This window comes from Pseudomonas sp. HD6515 (genome assembly GCF_024971855.1).
Taxonomy (GTDB): domain Bacteria; phylum Pseudomonadota; class Gammaproteobacteria; order Pseudomonadales; family Pseudomonadaceae; genus Aquipseudomonas; species Aquipseudomonas alloputida.
On record NZ_CP079827.1, the window covers coordinates 3398571 to 3417406 of the forward strand.

Consider the following 18836-nt stretch of genomic DNA (forward strand, 5'->3'; position numbering starts at 1 on the left):
TATGCGCCCTACCCCAATGACCGCGATTTTGGCCCTGAGCCTGGCCGCCGCCGCACCTGCGATGGCCGCCAGCCTGAAGGACATCGCGCCCTACCCCGAGGCGGAAAAAGGCTTCACCCGGCAGGTTATCCACCTGCCGGCCCAGGCCGACGAGTCGGCCTATAAACTGGAAATCCTGGCTGGCAAGACGCTGCAGGTCGACTGCAATCGTCAGCGCCTGGGCGGCAACCTGGAAGCACGCACCCTGGAAGGCTGGGGCTACGATTACTACCGCCTGGACAACGTCAGCGGCCCGGCCAGCACGCTGATGGCCTGCCCGGACAGCAAGAAGACCGAGGCCTTCGTGCCGGTGGTCGGCGATGGCTTCCTGCTGCGCTACAACAGCAAGCTGCCGGTGGTGGTGTATGTGCCCAAGGATGTCGAAGTGCGTTACCGCGTGTGGTCGGCATCGCAGGATGTGCAGAAGGCTAAAGTAGAGTAGGCAGGACCGCTTTCTCTGCAGGGTCAGCCTCTTCGCACCACAAGGCTGATCCTGCCCTGAGCCTGTTTTTGTTCCGGTAAAGGAGATTCGGCATGAACGATGTGCTCTGGCGCCCGTCCACAACGCAGATCGAGGCCAGCCGGATGGATGCCTTCCGCCGCCGGGTCAACCTGCGCTACAACCTGCAACTCAACGACTACCAGGCCCTGCACGGCTGGAGCATCGAACAGCGCCCCGCCTTCTGGCAAACCCTGGCCGAGTATTTCCACGTTCATTGGCATACGCCGCCCAGCCAGGTGCTCAGCGAAGGGCCGCAAATGCCCGATGCACAGTGGTTCGCCAATGCCACCCTGAACTTTGCCGAACACCTGCTGCGCCGCCGCGACGACCGCCCGGCCGTGGTCGCCGTGCGCGAAGACGGCCAACGCGAAGTGTTCACCCATGCCGAACTGGCCGCACAGGTGGCCGGGCTGCAAATGGCATTCAAGGCTGCAGGTATCGTCCCGGGCGACCGGGTAGCCGCCATCATGCCCAACACCTGGCAAACACTGGTGGCCATGCTCGCCTGCACCAGCCTTGGCGCGGTCTGGTCTACCTCCTCGCCCGAGTTCGGCGTGCACGGCATCATCGACCGCTTCGGCCAGATCGAACCCAAGCTGCTGATCGTCTGCGCCGGTTACGAGTATGCTGGCAAGGCCATCGACCAGGTGACCAAGGTCAACCAGGTGTGTGCGCAGTTGCCTGGCCTGGAGCAACTGATCGTGGTGCCCCATACCCGCAAAGGCACGCGTGCCGACGAATTCCAGGCAGCCAACGTCAGCCTGTGGGATGACTTCTTCCAGCCCGGCGGCGAGCCCCGTTTCACCCCGCTGCCGTTCGACCACCCGCTGTACATCCTCTATTCCAGTGGCACCACTGGCGTGCCCAAGTGCATTGTCCATCGCGCCGGAGGCGTGCTGTTGCAGCACCTCAAGGAACACGGCCTGCACAACGACCTGAAGGCCGATGACGTGCTGTTCTACTACACCACCTGCGGCTGGATGATGTGGAACTGGCTGGCCAGCGGCCTGGCGGTGGGTGCCACGCTGGTGCTGTACGACGGCTCGCCGTTCCATCCGGGCCCCGAGCGGCTTCTGGACCTGATGGACGCCGAGGGCATCCACGCCTTCGGCACCAGCGCCAAGTACCTGGCGGCACTGGAGCAGGCAGGCCTGGAACCTGCCAACAGCCACTGCCTGACCAGCCTGCGGCTGCTGCTGTCCACCGGTTCGCCGCTGTCACCGCACAGCTATGATTATGTGTACGACAAGATCAAGGCCGACCTGTGGCTCGTGTCCATGTCGGGCGGTACGGATATCGTCTCCTGCTTCGTGCTGGGCAACCCGACCCTGCCTGTGCGTCGCGGCGAAATCCAGTGCAAGGGCCTGGGTATGGCGGTGGAGGTGTGGAACGAGCAGGGTCAGCCCGTGGTGGACGAAAAAGGCGAACTGGTGTGCACGCGCAACTTCCCCTCGATGCCACTCGGTTTCTGGAGCGACCCGGACGGTCGCCGTTACCACGATGCCTACTTCAGCCAGTTTCCGGGGGTGTGGGCCCAGGGCGACTACGCCGAGCAGCGTGCCAGCGGGGGCATGGTGATCCACGGTCGCTCCGACGCCGTGCTCAACCCGGGCGGCGTGCGCATTGGCACGGCGGAGATCTACCGCCAGGTGGAAAAAGTCGAACAGGTCGTGGAAAGCGTGGCCATCGGCCAGGACTGGAACGGGGATGTGCGGGTGGTGCTGTTCGTGCGCCTGCACGACGGCCTGCAGCTGGATGAAGCCCTGCGCCAGCACATCCGCCAGGTGATACGCCAGTACACCACACCCCGCCATGTCCCGGCGGTGATCGCCCAGGTCAGCGACATACCGCGCACCATCAGTGGCAAGCTGGTGGAACTGGCGATTCGCGATGTGGTGCATGGGCTGCCGGTTAAGAACACCGATGCCCTGGCCAACCCGGAGGCGCTTGATCAGTTTCGTGATCGCGCAGAGCTGAAGAGCTGACATTCATCGCGGCCATTTAGGCGCGATCGCTACAACAGGACTCAATCAGGCATAATGCCGCCTTTTTCCCCGATGCACAGGTAGCCCATGAAAGCCCAAGCCCGCCACATACTGGTCAAGACCGCTGACGAAGCCGAAAAGCTCAAGCAGCGCATCGCCAACGGTGAGGCTTTCGACGTGCTCGCCAAAAAGTGCTCTCTTTGCCCATCGGGCAAGCGCGGTGGTGACCTGGGCGAAATTCGCCCGGGGCAGATGGTCGGCGCCATCGATCAGGTGATCTTCAAGAAGCCTCTGCGTGTGGTACACGGGCCGATCAAGAGCAAATTCGGCTACCACCTGGTGCAAACGTTCTACCGCGACTAACGCGCTAGCCCTTTGCCACCTGACATTTTTGCCAGTTGTGGTCGTGACGCACTCCTCTATACAACCCCGGTAACCCTGTGCACCACGCGTGGTGCGCAGGTTTCCCTGGTGAATGGAGGTTTTCCTGATGCGTCTACGCCTGATGCTGACCCTGGGTTCGCTCCCGCTGCTGGGCATGGTCACGCCCGCCCAAGCAAATTGCACCTTCGCACCCGGCCCGGGTAACGACACCTACACCTGTGACAGCGGCACCGCACCCGCGTTGGTGGACAGCAGCGGCGATAACCGCCTGGTATTCCCGGCATCCGGTAGCGGCGCCATTACCGGCGACGTAACCTTCGGCGCCGGCAAAGACAGCATCGACATGGGCTCTGGCAGCATCGGCGGCAACGTCAACCAGGGCGCCGGCATCGATGACTTCGTCATGAGCGGCGGCGTCATCGAAGGCAACCTCAACCAGGGTGATGGCCTGGACACCTTTCACATGAGCGGCGGCTGGATCAGGGGCACGTTCGACAGCGGCGACTATGCCGAAATGGACGACGGACGTATCGGCAACGTCAACATGCGGCTGGACGAGAACACCTTCATCATGCGTGGCGGCAGCGTCGACCGGAATGTCATCACGGCCTTCGACAAGGACTACATCGAAGTCTTCGAGGGCAACATCGGTGGCAACATCAGCGTCAGCGGTGGCGACGACCAGGTGCTGGTGCACGGTGGCCAGGTTGGCGGCGATGTGTTGCTGAGCACTGGCAACGACCGCTTCACCTGGGACGGAGGCCGTATTGGCGGGCGCGTGGATGCCGGGCCAGGTGATGACACGGCGCTGCTCAAAGGCCTTACGCCCGAGGTGCTCAGTATCACGTTGGACGGCGGAGAAGGTAACGACCGCCTGACGTTCGATGCCAGCCAGCCGGCAGGCGGTGCCCACTATGTGAATTGGGAGCGCGTGGCACTGAACAACGGCAGCCGGCTGGTACTGGATGACACGCTGGTACTGGGCGACAGCAACAGCAGCACGGGCAGCCTCGCCCTCGACGCCAGCAGCCGCATCACGTCACGCCAAGGGGTGATCACTGCGTTTGCCCCTGGCCAGCGCGCCGCAATCAGCAACGCAGGCACACTTGACCTCACCGCCGGCAATGATGCCATGGGCCGCTTGAGCATCGAGGGCGATTACACCGGCAACAACGGCACCCTGCGCCTGAACAGCGTGCTGGCCGGCGATGGCGCTGCTTCCGATCGCCTGGTGGTCAGCCGCGGCGCCATCGCCGGCTCTACCCAGGTGCTCATCAACAACCTCAACGGCGCAGGCGCGGCGACTGCGCAGAACGGCATCCAGGTGGTCGAAGCCCGTGACGGCGCCACCAGCACGGCCACCGCCTTTGTACAGACCCAAAGGCTATCGGCCGGTGCCTACGACTATCGGCTGTTCAAAGGGGGCGTCACTGCCGGCAGTGAAAACAGCTGGTACCTGCGCTCGACGCTGGTTGCGCCACCCGCCCCAGCCCCTGTGCCGGCACCGGGCGAGCCGCCCGTGATCGCCCCGGCCGTCACCCCGCCCGTCGCTGCGCCAGCGCCCGGCCAGGCCGAGCTGCCTGCGCCGGTGCAGGGCCAAAGCCTGCCGCTGTACCGCCCCGAGGTCCCGGTGTATGCCGCCGCGCCACGGGGTGCCGCGATCATCGCCCGTCAGGCATTGGGCACCTTCCACCAACGCCAGGGCGACCAGCTGTTACTCCAGGGTGATAGCGCCCTGCCCGCCAGCTGGGGGCAAGCCTACGGCGGCACGCTGCGCCAGCAATGGAGCGGCACGGTCAGCCCGAGCCTGGATGGCGACCTGTACGGTTTCAAGGTGGGCCAGGACCTGTATGCCATGGTTGGCGAGAACGGTTACCGCCAGCATGTCGGTATCTACGTAAGCCATAGCCGCCTGGACGCCGACGTCAAAGGGTTTGCCCTGGCCGTTCACGACCGCAGCGTGGGCGACCTTAAACTCGATGGCGACAGCGTGGGCACCTACTGGACGCTGGTCGGGCCACAGGGCGCGTACCTGGACGCGGTGTTGCAATACACCCGCCTGGATGGCCGCGCCCGCTCCGAGCGTGGCGACACGCTGAACCTCGACGGCCACGCCTGGACAGCTTCACTGGAATCGGGCTACCCCATCACCCTGTCCGAGCGCTGGCGCGTGGAACCGCAAGCTCAGCTGATTGCGCAAAAGGTCGCGCTGGACAGCGCCAGCGACGGCGTCTCGCGCATCCGTCATGACGCCCAGGTCGAGCTGACCGGCCGCTTGGGCCTGCGCCTGGAGGGTGCGTTCACGGGGAGCAGCGGGCGCCTGTTGCAGCCCTATGCGCAGGTCAACCTGTGGCACGGCGACGGTGGGCGCGACACCTTGAGCTTCGATGACGCAGACAAGATCAAGACCGATTACCGCTATACCTCAGTGCAACTGGAAAGCGGTGTGGTCGCGCAGGTCAACGAAGCGCTGAGCCTGCATGGCGGCGTGCAGTACACCGCCAACCTGGACAGCCGCCAGCAGGAAGCCAGCGGCGTTAACCTGGGCGTGCGCTGGCAGTTCTAGCGGCGCGCAGCCAGCAGACCGAGGCCCGCGCAACCCAGCAAGGAAGCGCTGACCCGGTTGAACATCCGGCGTGGGCCGGGCTGGCTGAACCAGCGCTGCATGTAGGCGCCCAGGCCTGAGTAGATGGCAATGGCCGCCCATTCCAGCAGCAGGAACAACACACCCAGCCAAAGGAACTGCTCACTCACCGGGGTGCTGCTACCGACCGAGACGAACTGCGGCAGGAAGGCGGTGAAGATCAGGATGGCCTTGGGGTTACCGGCCGCCACCCAGAACTCCTGGCGCGCCAGGCGCCAAGTGCCGCCTGGGTGATCGCTTGCCACCACGGCCTCGCTCACAGGTGCGCGCCACAGTTGCCAGGCGATGTAGAACAGGTAGGCCGCGCCCACCACCTTGATGGCCAGGAACAGGTATTCGCTAGTATGCAACACCACTGCCAGGCCCATCGCTGCCAGGGCGATCATGCCGCAGAAGGCAAGGATACGGCCGGCGCCGGCCACACAGGCGGTGCGCAGGCCGTAACGGCTGGCGTTGTGCAGTGACAACAGGTTGTTAGGCCCTGGCGCCATGTTCAAGGCGAAGCAGGCGGGGATGAAGAGCAGCAGGCTTGAAAGGTCCATTCTCGTTTTCCTCTGACAACAGCCCTCTATTTCGGCGCGTTCCGGGCCCTGCGGTCAAGTAACAGCCAGCGATAAAAACTGTACGGGTACGCGGCACCTGTTACCCTGCCGACAATACCGAGGAGCCTGTAATGCCCCGTTCCCACGCCACCCTGTGGCGCGACCCGGCCCTGGCACATGTCGAAAGCCGGCGCGCCTGCCACAGCCGGGCCTGCTACAAGGCCCACAGCCACCCGACGTTTTCCATCGGTGCGGTGGATGCTGGCCGCAGCCATTTCACCGGGGCTGCCGACGGGCAGCATCACTTGGCGCCCGGCACGCTGGTACTGGTCCCGGCCCACCGCGTGCATGCCTGCAACCCGGCCCCCGGCCTGGCGTGGAGCTATCAGATGCTGCATGTGGATGCCGACTGGCTGACGCAGTTACGCCTGGAGTCGGGCTTTGGCGGTATCGAAGCCGGCGAACCGGTGCGTATCTGCAGGGAGGCTGAGGTATATCGGCAGTTCTGCGCGCTGAACAGGTTACTGTTTTCCAGTGCCTGCAACGGCGAGAAAGATGCGGCGCTGATTGCCTTCCTGGGGGACCTGGACGTTGCCGCGCACCCACCGCTGGCAGCGGCCCCCGTCCTGAAAGCCGCCACCTTGAACGGGTTGCTTGCACGTATCGAACACCAGGACCCTGCGCAATTGAGCCTGGAGGTGTTGGCGCGGGAGGCCGGGCTTGGGCGCTATCAACTGATCCGCGCGTTTCGAGCGGCTACCGGGTTTACCCCGCATGCCTACCTGCTCAATGCCCGGGTCAATCGCGGGCGGCAACTGTTGAGTGAAGGGCTGGCCCTGGCGGAAGTGGCCTACCGGCTTGGCTTTGCTGACCAGAGCCATTTCCAGCGGGTGTTCAAGGCCCATGTGGGGGTTACGCCGGGGCAGTACCGCGGAAACTGAAGGCTGCTGCAGGTGCAATATTGTTCAATACGCCAGAACGGGCCCGGCAGCAGACTGCGGTTTTTCCGCAGAGCCGCCCCCAATGCAACAATTCATGATCATCGCCCTGGCCCACTTTCTTGCCCTGCTCTCACCTGGCCCGGACTTTTTCCTGGTCGCACGCAACGCGATCAACAGCGGCTGGCGCATCGCCAGCGGCGCCTGCCTGGGCATAGCGCTGGCCAATGGCGCGTTCATTGTCATCGCCTTCACCGGGCTTTCGGTACTGCAGCAGGGCAGCCTGCTGTTCACCACCCTGCAACTGGCCGGCGCCAGCTACCTGCTGTACATCGGCGTGCTGTTCCTGCGCCATGCCGGGCAAACCAGCCTGGGCACAGTCGCCGGTAGCCAGCGGGTTCATGGCTGGTGGCGCAGTTTGGGCATGGGCTTCTTGTCCGGCATCCTCAACCCCAAGAACGCGCTGTTCTATGCCAGCCTGGCCAGCATGGTCGCCAGCGTCAGCCCCGGCTGGAAAACGGCCTACGCCCTATGGATGTTCAGCATCGTCCTGCTCTGGGACTTGCTGGTTGCCGTGGCCATCGGCAACCAGCGGGTACTGCGACGATTCGCCCGCAGCCTGGGGTGGCTGGAGCGGGCCTCGGGGGTCATGCTGGTGATGTTGGCGGGGGCGTTGTTGCTGCATCTGGCTCTGGGCTGACCCGTTGCAAGGTGCGCATGTCGACCAAGGTGAAATGGCCGCTGGCCCAGCCCCCCGTGTCCAAGTGCCACACATTGCCCAGCAGCTTGGCCTCCAGCACCGGGGTGTGGCCGACCAGCAGGGCTCGCAGGCCCTGCACCGGTTGGGTGTCACCCTCTTTCAGGCGCCGACGCGACCACTGGCACACTTGGCGCACCTCAGGGTCGTCATCCAGCTCCAGCCAGGAGCGTAATACTGCCCAGTCGGCAAACGGGCTGTCGGCATGCAGCAGGCCTACCAGCCCGTCCGCACTCTCCACTTCCATGGCAATCGGCAACTGCTCGAACCGCTCCACGAAACGCAGTTGCTCGCGCCGCGGCAAGTCGAGGAACCAGCCCCCCCCGGCGGCGCGGTACATGCCCAGGTCGAGCCGCCCACCGCGCACGCGGGTGATTGCCAAGGCCTCATGATTGCCCTGGACGGCATGGAACCAAGGCTGGGCCAGCCAGTCCAGCGCTGCCTCGCTGTGCGGCCCACGGTCGACCAGGTCACCCACGCTGAACAGGCGGTCCACCGCCGGATCGAACCCTACCGCCTCCAGGCATTGTTGCAGGCGCTGGAAGTGGCCATGGATATCGCCTACGGCCAGATCCCGTCCCCGGATATTGGCGATCATCCGCCGAAACCGTGCCATTACAGTGTTCCTCCGCTGGTAGCACCCTGCCCGCCTTTGCGCGGGCCGTGCGCATGGCGCTGTCACTGGACAGCATGGCACAAGGTACCGTGGCTGCGCAGGTCGGGGGGCGTTTTGCTGCGCACCCCAGGCTGCCTGAAAAACCCTTCACTGGAACAGGCGTTGGTGCCGATAGTATGCTCGGCACGTCAATCTTCACCAGGGAATGGTTCTGATGAAACTGTGCGCCGTACAACTGGCGTCGCTCAAGGGCGATTTGCCAGGCAACCTCCAGCGCCATCTGGTTTGCATCGAGCAGGCTGCGGCCCTGGGTGCCGAACTGGTGGTGTTCCCCGAGCTGTCGCTGACCGGCTATGAGCCGAGTGTGGCGCGCCAGTCCGCCCTGCCCGTCACCTCCGCGCGCCTGGACCCGCTGCAGGCAGCCTGCGACCGCTTGGGCATTACGGTTGCCGTGGGCCTGCCATTGCCGACGCCCGACGGCATACGCATCGGCATGCCCATCTTCTGCCCTGAGGCGCCCCGCCAGGCCTATGCCAAGCAGCGCTTGCATGATGATGAGCTGCCTTACTTCACCCCAGGTGATCAGGCATTGCTGCTGGAGGTAGGTGAACACCGGGTGGCGCCGGCGATCTGCTACGAATCGATGTTCATGGCGCATGCCGCCGTGGCCCGCGAGCGCGGTGCCGACCTGTACCTGGTCAGCGTTGCGAAAACCGCCAAGGGTATCCGCGAGGGATATGCGCACTATCCAGAGGTGGCACGCGAGCTGGGCATGCCGGTGTTGATGGCCAACTGCGTGGGGCCGGCCGACACTTTCATCGGTGCCGGCGGTTCTGCAGCATGGGACAGCCAGGGGCACTTGCTGGCCAGCCTGGATGACCACAGTGAAGGGCTGATCGTACTCGACACCCGCAGTGCCAGCGCGATCACCCTGCCCTTGGCCCCGTACCTTGCATGATCTATCTGTTTCTAGCGTTACTGAGTTACGCCAGCACCTACTGCCTGGTCGGCATGCTGATTCAGGGCCAACTTGCCGATGTGGCCGAGGGCTTGCGCCATCGGCCCGATGCCCCTACGCCCGGCGAGTACCTGCGTGAGGTCGAGCCCCGCGCACGTCAGGCCCGGCGGCAATACACCCTGATCGCCGGCTCGGTGCTGGCCGTGCTGGCCTGCCTGATCGCCAGCGGGTTCGGTTGACGCCTTACAGGTCCAGCGCCAGGCTTTGCCGCCCTTCCAGCGCCAACAGATACTGCTTGGCCGCCAGGCCACCAGCAAAGCCGGTCAGGCTGCCCGACGCGCCGATTACCCGGTGACAGGGGGCGATGATCGAAATCGGGTTGCGGCCATTGGCAGCGCCAACCGCGCGTACCGCCCTGGGGTTGCCGAGCTGCCGGGCAATATCGCTGTAGCTGCGGGTTTCGCCGAACGGTATCGCCAGCAATGCGGCCCACACCTGGCGCTGGAACTCAGTACCGGCAAAGTCCAGCGCCAGCTCGAAACGCTGGCGCTTGCCGTCAAAGTACTCGCCCAGCTGGCGCGCGGTTTCCCGCAGTACCGGGCACTGGTCGTCCCGGTGCAGTGCGCCCAGGCGTACGCGGTTTTCCCGCTCCTCTTCCCACAATACGGCTGCCAGGCAATTGCCACGGGCCACAAGGGTCAGCATGCCGACGGGCGATGGCATGATCGTGAATGCGCTGGACATAGCAGGCTCCTGCAAGTTGCGATCGGCCCACTGTACGCATCCACAGTCCTTGATGCACCCGCTTTCTTGCTCAGTTCATTGCGCAGCCGGCAATGTGCCGCGCCTGGCTGAGCGTGACCTTGGGGATCAGCTCAACGGGAATGCGCGATGTTGCCGACAGGTTGTAGACGTGGAAATGCTCGCTGACCACTTCCCTGGCCATCAGCTTCAACGACGGCAGGATGCGGCTGTCCCAATGCTGGTCGAGCCCGCACGGCGAAGAAGGGCCCTGGCCGTCCTCGTAAAAGCGCCCGACGCTCTGGTCGAGGTCTACCCCCACCAGCAACACGTCCTCGAAGCCCAGGTGATAGGCCAACTGCAAGGCCACATAAGCCACCGTGCGGGCATCGAAAAAGCCATGGGCGAGGTCTTTACTGAAGGCGATCGAGCGGCTGCGTTTGCTCCACAGTGCCCGGTTGCACACGCAACTGTCACCCTGGCCGCGCAAACCGTCCAGCAGGCTCGGCGTGTCGGCTTTGTGCAAGGCATAACACTGGGTGTGAGCTGGCACATCGGTACGCGCATACTGCTCTGGCCACAAGGCCAGGCGTTCGCTGTCGCGCACGGCAGTGGCGAACAAGGCCGGCTGTTGCTGGCAAAAGCTTTTGTCGGTGCACACGTAGAAGAAGGGTTTGATGCCGTGTTCGGCGGTCATGGCGACCGACCCATTCATGGCGATGATGGGCAAGTGCGCAAACTCGCCCAGCGGAAAATGTTTGGCAGAAGCGCCGGAGGCGAGGATCACCACGGGGCCCTGCTGGGAATTGCGACACGCCTCGAAACCGGAGAACGCCCCGCGTTCAGCGCTTGGCTGCGACGGAAGTATGTTCATCAATGGCATCTTTAACCGGACAGTACAAACCACAATACTGATCCGTGTATATGCCGTGGCCGCTTTTACCTAACTTTACCTGGGTGAACTTAAGTCAACCGCCATTCCCTTGTTTGGCGGGGTTTCAGCCTGGCTAATACCGGCTGGTCCAACTGCTATAACAGACCACCCCGGTGAAAAAGTGTTCCCCTGGTGCGATTCAGGAATAGCGATGACCATTACCGAGGCGACCGATGGTTGCCAAGTGCCTTTCGTCATGAGCCTGCTTGATGCTTGTGATCGGTGAGACTAATACTTAAATCTCTGCCTGGGGAGGCACGAAAAATGCAACCAAGATTCGTTATCGTTCCCGCTGTGCCGATCGAAAAGGAATCGTTCCGCGTTGGCAGCCGCTACTACGCCGCTACCGTGTGTGGAGGGTTCGACATTTATGACAATCAGGCAAAGGAGCGGCTCAAGCCGAGCTATCCGAGCCGCACGGAGGCGCAGGTGAAATGCGAGCATTTGAACAAGCGGGATGAGTTGGGGTAACTGCAGGAGATCGGGGCGGCTCAACCCGCTCGGGGCACGGGTTCAATCCAGGCATTGCTTGGCAGCCTGGCGTAATTTGTCGCCAGACAGAAAGCTGCCCTTGTAGAAGGTCGCGCGGCTGCCCTCGTGAGCGTCAACCACATCAAGCACATCGTCGCTTGCCACGGCGCTTGGCGCCGTGAGCCGGTAGCCGTGGGCTATTGACTTCTGCGTGGCCTGTGGGGCCAGCGCCTGCCATTTTGGCAGGACACAGGCGGCGTACTGCTGCGGCGATTTTTGGGTCAGTTTGCTGGCAGTGGGTTTGCCGGGGCTTGCGCAACCGGCGAGGCTGGCAACCAACACAGTGGCGATAAAAATACGAAAGTCTGGCATTTGCAATCGACCGTTATGGATACGCTGCATTCTAACGGGTGTGACGCCGCGTTACTAATCAACCAAAGTCTTGCTGCAGGACGACGCCCAAGCGGGATCAGTGTAGCGCACCTGATATTTCTGCCAGTAGCCGGGGCACGCCGCAACAGTGAAACTCCCGAGGGACATCACACCACGACTCGGCAGGGCTTCATACCATGCAAACGAACGCCAACCACACTCAGTTCTTCTATCAGAACGGCAAGCTCGTCACCCTTAAAACCGGTGAACAGGGCCATAGTATCTTTCGCTCGCCGGACGTCCCCCTTGCCGAGCGACAATCAGACGACACCGACGCCATCGGATTGCTGGCAACTGACGACAAAGGTTCGGTGCTGCAGGTACAGGAGAAAAGCTAAAGCCCTGAGGATACTTCGGCGCCATTGCGAGCCAAACCCGGGGTCAGGGCTTGGCTCCCCTGTACAATACGATGGCTGCTATATCCAGGACCAACACACTGCCGACAACCAGGAACATGATGTACAGATCTTCAGAGAGCATTGCAGTATCCCCCAGATGCGCCGGTTTCAAAGGGGTATGCAATTACTGATCCCGTCAGCGCATCCGCTAGCGAACTGCGACTCAGCTGAACTTTAACTTGACCACTTTGCTCAGCGCCCAGCCACTGAAGACATAGAACGCATCCAGGTAGAAGCGCCCTGCGTAGTTGGGCAACGGCGTTTGATTCAACAGCACATCTGGCTCGGGCGCAGGAGGAAACAGTGCATAAAAGCCGTTGGGCAGCACTGCCAGTGCCAGCAGCAACAGGTAAGTCGAGGCTTGTAGCAGGGTGGCACGATTACTGGATCTGGCGGACCACTTCAGCCCGTAGTAGGCAACCAGGCCGGCAACAGGCAAAACCCAGAAATGCGTCGGCATCCCAATGAACATTTCGGCGACTACGCTTCTTGCTTCCACCTGCGACTCTCCATCCAAATACAACGATTATTACGGGCGGGGCCGGCAAATGCAAAGCAACGCTGCTCAGGCCATACCGGCTCCACCCGCCCTTTTTGAACGTTGCCGGGCATGCGATCGGCAGACAAAAAGCCCGCTCTCGACGGCGGGCTATTGGTGAGGGGTTGGATGATTACGCTTTTGAACACATCAGTGCAGCATCCAGCAACCTGCCATGGTCGTACCAGGCATCACGTTGATAGGCCGTGAAGTGGCGCTCGGTTCCCGTGCCCCGCAACTCTACAAGGCCTTCTGCCTTGTCGGGGTCAGTGCTGTCGACGAAAAGCCTAATCGCGTTATCACCCTCGACTTCATAGGTTTTCACATTCCCTTGCAGCTCGCCTTTAACGCAGCCCAGGTAGGCGGGTGGGCTTTTCACGGTAGTGCCAGCGGTATAATCGTGGCTGTCACGCACATCAGGGTTTTGCGCACAGCCTGCGACGAACAACGAGGCTGCCCCGAATAACAGTATTACACCTGCTCGCGAACTTGAGTTTTTCACGCGACACGCTCCTGCAGCCCCCTCGAAAACTGGGAAATGTTGCCAAGCAGCCTGCCCTTTTTTTGGTTTTCTCATGCCCATGTTACTGCGCAACGACAACAGGGCATCAGGTTTGTTTGCTATATAGGGTTCGGGGCGTTTTCCTCACACCCTGCGTTGGCCCCGATTACGCGTAAGGCCTGACCCATAACCGGGGTCAGGGAATGGCATTGAGAAACACATAAGTCGCCGCCAGATCCAGTACCAGCACAGCAACCACGCTGAAAATCATGTAATAGCGGTCATCCTGAGTCATCTCTGCGTACTCCGCATGATCAATGTCTCAGGGGTCACAGCAATTCTCGTTCCAGCGCCCAGGTTCAGCCCGCTGGCACCGCGCCAGCCAAACAGCGCAATCGCGCAGTCAGTCCTTGATCTGGCATACGCCATTGGCTTTGTTCTTACCGGTATACGAGACGTCAGGCGAGCCGTCCGGGTTGATCGACAACGATACCGTTACCCCGCCACCTTTGGCCTCGAAATAGTTGTCATTGAATTTTTTCAGCGTGGCTTCCTTGCCATTGATATAGACAGGCCCACCTTTATCGGCATGGACCTCGATATTGCCGGGGCATGTTGCGTTCAACAGCGGAATACCGGCATGGGCAGCGCCCGATGCGGCAAGCAACAGGCTCAGTAACAAACGCTTCATTTGCAGTGTCCTCATGGGGTTGTCGGGGGTGCGCGCGTTAAAGCAGTCCTGCGATAGCAAAGAGACTCATCGCGCGTTCGAGAGGGTAGGCAAGCACATGCAGGCTCATCTCGCTACGCATTTTTTTTCATTCAGTGCATCCAGTCCGCCCGTTGGCGGGTATTGACAGTGGGCGGCCTTTGACTGCCCAGCCCAATGACTTTCAGGAGCACTGCCCATGAACTTCAAATACTCCGCCTGCCTGCTCGCCTGCAGCCTCGCCCTTGCGCTGCAGCCCGCCCACGCCCAGACCACGCTGCCAGAAGCGGTCAAAGTCCCTGATGGCCATCGCGTCCTGCTCGAAACCGTCGGCGTCGGCGAGATCACCTACGAGTGCCGCGACAAGGCCAACACCCCCGGTCAGACCGAATGGACTTTCGTCGGCCCCAAGGCAGTGCTCAATGACCGTGGCGGTAAACAGGTGGGCGACTACTTTGGCCCACCCGCTACCTGGCAGGCCAAGGATGGCTCGAAAGTCACCGGCACCCAGTTGGCAGTGGCACCGGCGGACAAAGGCGCCATCCCCTATCAACTGGTCAAGGCCAACCCGGCCGAAGGCAAAGGCGCCATGCAGGGGGTCAGCTACATCCAGCGCCTGGCCACCCGCGGCGGTGTGGCGCCGTCAGTCGACTGCACGGCGCAGAACAAAGGTGCCAGGCAGGTCGTCCAGTACCAGGCTGACTATGTGTTCTGGACAGCCAAGTGACACGCACCTGACCCAACGCCCTGCGAGTGATGATCTACGCTCGATGGCAAGCCCCCCGGCTGGATGGCCGGGGTACTTGCCTTACACAAGGAAGCCACACACGTTGAACTCGCCGGCCACTCCCTTCGACTTCCACCGCTGCCTGTTAGCCTGTGCACAGGGTGACCGGCGGGCCCTGCAGGCGCTCTACGATCACGAAGGCGCGCGCCTGCTGGGCGTTGCCCGACGTATCGCACGTGACGACGCCACCGCAGAAGACATCGTCCACGATGCGATCATCCGCATCTGGACCCGCGCTGCCAGCTACGACCCGGCGCGCGGCTCGGCTCGAGGCTGGATCTACAGCATTACCCGCCACCTGGCGCTGAATTCGATACGTGATACCCGCCGTGAAACTGTACTGACCGATGCCGACACCGAAACTGCGTCAACATTGCACGGGAGGATTGATGACCTTGACCTCTGGTCCGGCTCAGCAAAGATTTACCGCTGTCTTGAACAACTGCAGCCCGCACCGCAACGCTGCATCCTGCACGCCTACGTGGACGGCTGCAGCCACGCCGAGATAGCCGGTTTATTGGGCGCGCCACTGGGCACTGTCAAGGCCTGGATCAAACGCAGCCTCAAAGCGCTACGGGAGTGCCTGGAATGAAGCCCGATTCTGCCGAAGAACTGGACAGCCTCGCCGGGGAATATGTGCTGGGGACCTTGTCGCCGGAGCAATATGCCGCGACGGCCGAACGCCTGCGTACCGACCCCGCGCTTCGCGCCGCCGTGGATGCCTGGGAGGCCCGGCTGCTGGAGCTGACCGCGCTGTCTACCCCGCAGCCCCCAAGCCCCCGCCTGTGGCGCCGTATCCAGCGCAGCCTCGACGAGCTGCCTGCAGCGCGCACGCAGGCTCGCTGGTGGCAACGCCTCGGCCTGTGGCAAGGGCTCAGCGCCGCAGGGCTGGCTGCAAGCCTGCTGCTGGCGTTTACCTTGCTGACCACGCCCCCCTCTACCACGCAATACCTGGTGGTGCTGGTGGCGCCGAACAGCCAGGCCCCCGGCTGGGTGGTGCAGGCCAGCGACAGCCACATGATCGAACTGCTGCCGCTGGGCCGGGATACGGTCCCCGACGGCATGGCCCTGCAGTTCTGGACCAAGGGCGAGCAATGGCGTGCTCCGGTTTCGCTTGGCCTGGTCAAACCGGGCGAACCCTATCGAGTTCCGCTGGAAAGTTTGCCACCCTTGGAGGCCAATCAATTGTTCGAGCTGACGCTGGAGAAAGCCGGTGGCTCGCCGACCGGTCTGCCGACAGGGCCGGTGAAGTTCATTGGTCGCGCGGTGAAAGTGATATGACACGAAAGGGCCGCAGAACATGACTGCGGCCTTCGCAAGGCTGGAAGCCAGGGTCAGCCGCGGATCACCTCAAGGCGATCCCGCCCAGCCTCTGTGATGGCGTTCTCCCCTTCATCGCTGATGCGATAACGTCCTGACACCATTTTGGTAATTGAGAACCGGACCAGCCCGCTTTGGGACAAGGCTTGGCCTGCTTCGAAGCGCATTGCCTGCTCCAGGTCGAAGATCTTGATCTCTCCGATTTTGTAGCGTGCAAACGCGACCAAGGCGTTATCCAGTTCTTGTTGACTGATCGTTGTAGCGACTTCCATTCGACCTCCCAGGTCATGAGAGCCCCGGTCCGTGGGGGTGAAGGCAACGAACCGGGTGGCTTGTTGAAGGCGGACCGTACTATGCAGTCACGGAAGTCGCTACTGGCTTTCCATCCATGCTGGATGGGTAGGCAGCACGACACCCGCCACACCTACGGTCACTTCAAGAGCCGTCGCTGGCGGCGGAACGCTTACGGCCTTGATCTGCGTCGTCCTGTTCAGTGTCCGCTGCCCTTTACGCCCGTGCGCTTTGGGGCGAAAAGCTGCCGATCGTGAATGACCGCTATCGACCCGTTATCGGTTGTCCGTTCGCTGTAGGTCGTTAATGGCCCAAGGGAACCCGATTCCAACACCTGTCCCCCTGATGACGTGGCCGTGAACCCAACACAGCTAAGTACGCAATACCTGTTCACCAGCATTGGCCGGCAGGCGTACTGCATCAACCAACGCGGCGCAAGCAATCAGGCCGATACCGACAAGCGCCCAGCGGAAGTCGCCCACTGTCATCTCGCTTTCACCCCCCCGCAGCATCGTCGAGACCCTCAGCAGCAGGGCCGCAATCGCAACCCCGAGCGCCATCGCCAGTTGGAAGAACATGCTGAACAGCGTCGACGCCTGGCCCATCTGTGCTTTTGGCACCTCGGCAAACCCGATGGCGTTGTAGGTGGTGAACTGCATGGAACGAGACAGCCCGCCAATGAACAGCACCAGCGCCATCCAGTACCACGGCATGTCCTGCTGCAGGAGCAAGCACGCGAGAATGCAACCGACGCCGATCAAGCCATTGACCAGCAGCACTCGACGAAAGCCGTGGCGGCGCAGCAGCCCGGTGGTGAACGGTTTCATCGCGAGGTTGCCGACGAAGATCGCCAGCACCAGCAACCCGGCATCCACCGGCGAATAGCCGAAACCGATCTGCAGCAACAGCGGAATCAGGAACGGCAAGGCGCTGATCGACAGGCGGAATAACGTGCCGCCGATGATGCTGGCGCGGAACGTGGCGATGCCTAGGGTAGCCAGCGGTAGCAGCGGCGCCGGGTGACGCTGGCAATGGCGGATCGACAGCCAGGTCAGCAGCCCCCCCACGGCCACCAGTGCAGCGCCTGTGCCGAGGCCGTCGCCCGACAGCGAGCCGAGCATCTCCAGGCCCAGCAACCAGGTCGCGCAGGCCGAAGCGAGGAAGACGAAGCCGAGCCAGTCGAAACGGCGCGCTTCACTGGCACGCGTGTTGGGGACCAGCCACCACGCCGCTGCGATGGCCAGCAGGCCGAGCGGGATGTTCAGGTAGAAGATCCACGGCCACGACAGGTGGGTGACGATCAACCCGCCAATCGGTGGGCCGAGCACCGGCGCCACCAACCCGGGCCAGGTGATCACCGCAAGCACCTTCACCAGGTCCTGCTTCTCGGTGGTGCGCAGCACCACCAGACGCCCGACCGGTACCATCAGCGCGCCACCGATGCCTTGCAGCACCCGTGCGGCGACGAAAGTTTCCAAGGTTTGTGCCAATCCGCACAGCCACGAGGCCAGGGTGAACAGGCCAATGGCCCCGGCGAACACCTGGCGCGCGCCGAAGCGGTCGGCGACCCAGCCGCTGAGCGGGATGAACACCGCCACCGCCAGCAGGTAGGCGCTGATGCCGATGTTCAGGCTGACCGGGTTCTCGGCGAAGTCACGGGCCATCTGCGGCAGCGCGGTGGCGATGACGGTGGCGTCGAGGTTTTCCATGAAGAAGGTGACGGCGACCAGCAAGGCGATGCCGGTGTTGGGGACTGCGGGGGTGGCCAAGGGTTCAGTTCCTTCTGCAAAAGGAGAGTCTCGATTGTAGGAGCGGGTTTACCCGCGAACACCGGCGCAGCCGGTGCCATGCCCCGCGTCACCTGCTTCGCGGGTAAACCCGCTCAGAGCGCCGAGCCATGTGGCCCTGCTCAGACCATGCTCATCGCCGCACGCAGCGCCAGCAGGTAGGTTTCGACACCAAACCCGCAGATCTGCCCGCGCACCACCTCGGCAAATACCGAGTGATGGCGGAACGGCTCCCTGGCATGGATGTTGGACATGTGCACTTCTACCACCGGCACTTCGATAATGGCCAATGCATCACGAATGCCGTAGCTGTAATGCGTCCAGGCACCGGCATTGATCAGCACCGCATCCACCCGGTCCTCATAGGCCTGATGGATGCGTTCGCACAGGGCGCCCTCGAAATTGCTCTGGAAGCTCACGACCTGCGCCCCCAGCTCTTCGCCCAGGGCTTGCAACGCCTGGTCGATGTCGGCCAGGGTCGCTGTGCCGTACTGGCGCGGGTCGCGCTTGCCGAACATGTTGTGGTTGATGCCATGCAGCATCAGTACATTGGCGACCATC

Annotated in this window: 24 protein-coding genes; 13 read left to right on the forward strand and 11 right to left on the reverse strand. The window is 62.7% G+C overall.

Annotated features, from left to right (window positions below; translation table 11 throughout):
* Nucleotide 1: 1 nt before the first annotated feature.
* From eco to KW568_RS15670, 4 genes are all read left to right on the forward strand, one after another.
* Nucleotides 2-481, forward strand: a complete 480-nt coding sequence (gene eco, locus KW568_RS15655) for a serine protease inhibitor ecotin (RefSeq protein ID WP_033725262.1) — start codon at nucleotides 2-4, stop codon at nucleotides 479-481.
* A 92-nt stretch (nucleotides 482-573) separates the two neighbouring features.
* Complete coding sequence (locus KW568_RS15660) at nucleotides 574-2526, forward strand: acetoacetate--CoA ligase (protein ID WP_004576650.1); 1953 nt, start codon at nucleotides 574-576, stop codon at nucleotides 2524-2526.
* An 87-nt stretch (nucleotides 2527-2613) separates the two neighbouring features.
* Nucleotides 2614-2889 (forward strand): peptidylprolyl isomerase, encoded by a 276-nt coding sequence (locus KW568_RS15665; RefSeq protein WP_004576651.1) that lies wholly within the window; start codon nucleotides 2614-2616, stop codon nucleotides 2887-2889.
* 112 nt (nucleotides 2890-3001) lie between these two features.
* Complete coding sequence (locus tag KW568_RS15670; protein WP_004576652.1) at nucleotides 3002-5476, forward strand: autotransporter outer membrane beta-barrel domain-containing protein; 2475 nt, start codon at nucleotides 3002-3004, stop codon at nucleotides 5474-5476.
* Here KW568_RS15670 and KW568_RS15675 read toward each other — a convergent pair.
* A complete protein-coding gene (locus KW568_RS15675) occupies nucleotides 5473-6096 on the reverse strand; it encodes a LysE family translocator (protein WP_003248288.1) in 624 nt (207 codons plus the stop codon). The genes KW568_RS15670 and KW568_RS15675 overlap by 4 nt on opposite strands.
* 131 nt (nucleotides 6097-6227) lie before the next feature.
* On the opposite strand from KW568_RS15675, the gene KW568_RS15680 reads away from it, so the two are divergent.
* The gene (locus tag KW568_RS15680) at nucleotides 6228-7037 is read left to right on the forward strand and encodes an AraC family transcriptional regulator (protein ID WP_003248286.1); all 810 of its coding nucleotides are present in this window, start codon (nucleotides 6228-6230) and stop codon (nucleotides 7035-7037) included.
* A gap of 82 nt (nucleotides 7038-7119) precedes the next feature.
* Nucleotides 7120-7734, forward strand: coding sequence for a LysE family translocator (locus tag KW568_RS15685; protein WP_004576653.1), 615 nt, complete (start codon nucleotides 7120-7122; stop codon nucleotides 7732-7734).
* Here KW568_RS15685 and KW568_RS15690 read toward each other — a convergent pair.
* On the reverse strand, nucleotides 7682-8407 hold the full coding sequence (locus KW568_RS15690; protein WP_004576654.1) for a serine/threonine protein phosphatase: 726 nt from the start codon (nucleotides 8405-8407) through the stop codon (nucleotides 7682-7684). The two genes, KW568_RS15685 and KW568_RS15690, sit on opposite strands and share 53 nt — an antisense overlap.
* A 214-nt stretch (nucleotides 8408-8621) precedes the next feature.
* Between KW568_RS15690 and KW568_RS15695 the strand changes: the two genes are divergently transcribed.
* Together KW568_RS15695 and KW568_RS15700 are read left to right on the forward strand one after the other, a co-directional pair.
* Nucleotides 8622-9365, forward strand: a complete 744-nt coding sequence (locus KW568_RS15695; RefSeq protein WP_004576655.1) for a carbon-nitrogen hydrolase family protein — start codon at nucleotides 8622-8624, stop codon at nucleotides 9363-9365.
* On the forward strand, nucleotides 9362-9604 hold the full coding sequence (locus KW568_RS15700) for a hypothetical protein (protein ID WP_004576656.1): 243 nt from the start codon (nucleotides 9362-9364) through the stop codon (nucleotides 9602-9604). The genes KW568_RS15695 and KW568_RS15700 overlap by 4 nt, the downstream gene beginning before the upstream one ends.
* Before the next feature lie 4 nt (nucleotides 9605-9608).
* On the opposite strand, the gene KW568_RS15705 is transcribed toward KW568_RS15700, so the two are convergent.
* Nucleotides 9609-10109 carry a methylated-DNA--[protein]-cysteine S-methyltransferase gene (locus KW568_RS15705; RefSeq protein ID WP_004576657.1) on the reverse strand — a complete coding sequence of 167 codons (501 nt, stop codon included), beginning with the start codon at nucleotides 10107-10109 and terminating at the stop codon, nucleotides 9609-9611.
* Between the two features lie 70 nt (nucleotides 10110-10179).
* A complete protein-coding gene (locus tag KW568_RS15710; protein WP_004576658.1) occupies nucleotides 10180-10980 on the reverse strand; it encodes a hypothetical protein in 801 nt (266 codons plus the stop codon).
* Nucleotides 10981-11304: 324 nt separating this feature from the next.
* On the opposite strand from KW568_RS15710, the gene KW568_RS15715 reads away from it, so the two are divergent.
* A complete protein-coding gene (locus KW568_RS15715) occupies nucleotides 11305-11511 on the forward strand; it encodes a hypothetical protein (protein ID WP_003248274.1) in 207 nt (68 codons plus the stop codon).
* Between the two features lie 42 nt (nucleotides 11512-11553).
* On the opposite strand, the gene KW568_RS15720 is transcribed toward KW568_RS15715, so the two are convergent.
* Complete coding sequence (locus KW568_RS15720) at nucleotides 11554-11913, reverse strand: hypothetical protein (RefSeq protein WP_033726762.1); 360 nt, start codon at nucleotides 11911-11913, stop codon at nucleotides 11554-11556.
* Between the two features lie 167 nt (nucleotides 11914-12080).
* On the opposite strand from KW568_RS15720, the gene KW568_RS15725 reads away from it, so the two are divergent.
* Complete coding sequence (locus KW568_RS15725) at nucleotides 12081-12281, forward strand: hypothetical protein (protein ID WP_003248269.1); 201 nt, start codon at nucleotides 12081-12083, stop codon at nucleotides 12279-12281.
* A 223-nt stretch (nucleotides 12282-12504) separates the two neighbouring features.
* Here KW568_RS15725 and KW568_RS15730 read toward each other — a convergent pair whose 3' ends face one another.
* From KW568_RS15730 to KW568_RS15740, 3 genes are all read right to left on the reverse strand, one after another.
* Nucleotides 12505-12813 (reverse strand): hypothetical protein, encoded by a 309-nt coding sequence (locus KW568_RS15730; RefSeq protein ID WP_003248263.1) that lies wholly within the window; start codon nucleotides 12811-12813, stop codon nucleotides 12505-12507.
* Nucleotides 12814-13012: 199 nt separating this feature from the next.
* Nucleotides 13013-13381, reverse strand: coding sequence for a hypothetical protein (locus KW568_RS15735; RefSeq protein WP_060537975.1), 369 nt, complete (start codon nucleotides 13379-13381; stop codon nucleotides 13013-13015).
* 403 nt (nucleotides 13382-13784) lie between these two features.
* Complete coding sequence (locus KW568_RS15740; protein ID WP_003248257.1) at nucleotides 13785-14072, reverse strand: hypothetical protein; 288 nt, start codon at nucleotides 14070-14072, stop codon at nucleotides 13785-13787.
* A 217-nt stretch (nucleotides 14073-14289) separates the two neighbouring features.
* Between KW568_RS15740 and KW568_RS15745 the strand changes: the two genes are divergently transcribed.
* The 3 genes from KW568_RS15745 (at nucleotide 14290) to KW568_RS15755 (ending at nucleotide 16158) form a co-directional block, all read left to right on the forward strand.
* The gene (locus KW568_RS15745) at nucleotides 14290-14817 is read left to right on the forward strand and encodes a DUF3455 domain-containing protein (RefSeq protein ID WP_004576661.1); all 528 of its coding nucleotides are present in this window, start codon (nucleotides 14290-14292) and stop codon (nucleotides 14815-14817) included.
* 103 nt (nucleotides 14818-14920) lie between these two features.
* Nucleotides 14921-15469 carry a sigma-70 family RNA polymerase sigma factor gene (locus KW568_RS15750; protein WP_003248253.1) on the forward strand — a complete coding sequence of 183 codons (549 nt, stop codon included), beginning with the start codon at nucleotides 14921-14923 and terminating at the stop codon, nucleotides 15467-15469.
* Nucleotides 15466-16158: an anti-sigma factor domain-containing protein gene (locus tag KW568_RS15755; RefSeq protein WP_003248250.1), complete on the forward strand. Its 693-nt coding sequence runs from the start codon at nucleotides 15466-15468 to the stop codon at nucleotides 16156-16158. Before KW568_RS15750 ends, KW568_RS15755 begins: the two co-directional genes overlap by 4 nt.
* A gap of 53 nt (nucleotides 16159-16211) precedes the next feature.
* Here KW568_RS15755 and KW568_RS15760 read toward each other — a convergent pair whose 3' ends face one another.
* From KW568_RS15760 to aroQ, 3 genes are all read right to left on the reverse strand, one after another.
* Nucleotides 16212-16469 carry a hypothetical protein gene (locus KW568_RS15760; protein WP_003248248.1) on the reverse strand — a complete coding sequence of 86 codons (258 nt, stop codon included), beginning with the start codon at nucleotides 16467-16469 and terminating at the stop codon, nucleotides 16212-16214.
* Between the two features lie 390 nt (nucleotides 16470-16859).
* On the reverse strand, nucleotides 16860-18257 hold the full coding sequence (locus tag KW568_RS15765) for an MFS transporter (RefSeq protein WP_004576662.1): 1398 nt from the start codon (nucleotides 18255-18257) through the stop codon (nucleotides 16860-16862).
* Nucleotides 18258-18397: 140 nt separating this feature from the next.
* Nucleotides 18398-18835 carry a type II 3-dehydroquinate dehydratase gene (aroQ, locus tag KW568_RS15770; protein ID WP_003248245.1) on the reverse strand — a complete coding sequence of 146 codons (438 nt, stop codon included), beginning with the start codon at nucleotides 18833-18835 and terminating at the stop codon, nucleotides 18398-18400.
* Between the last annotated feature and the right edge of the window lies 1 nt (nucleotide 18836).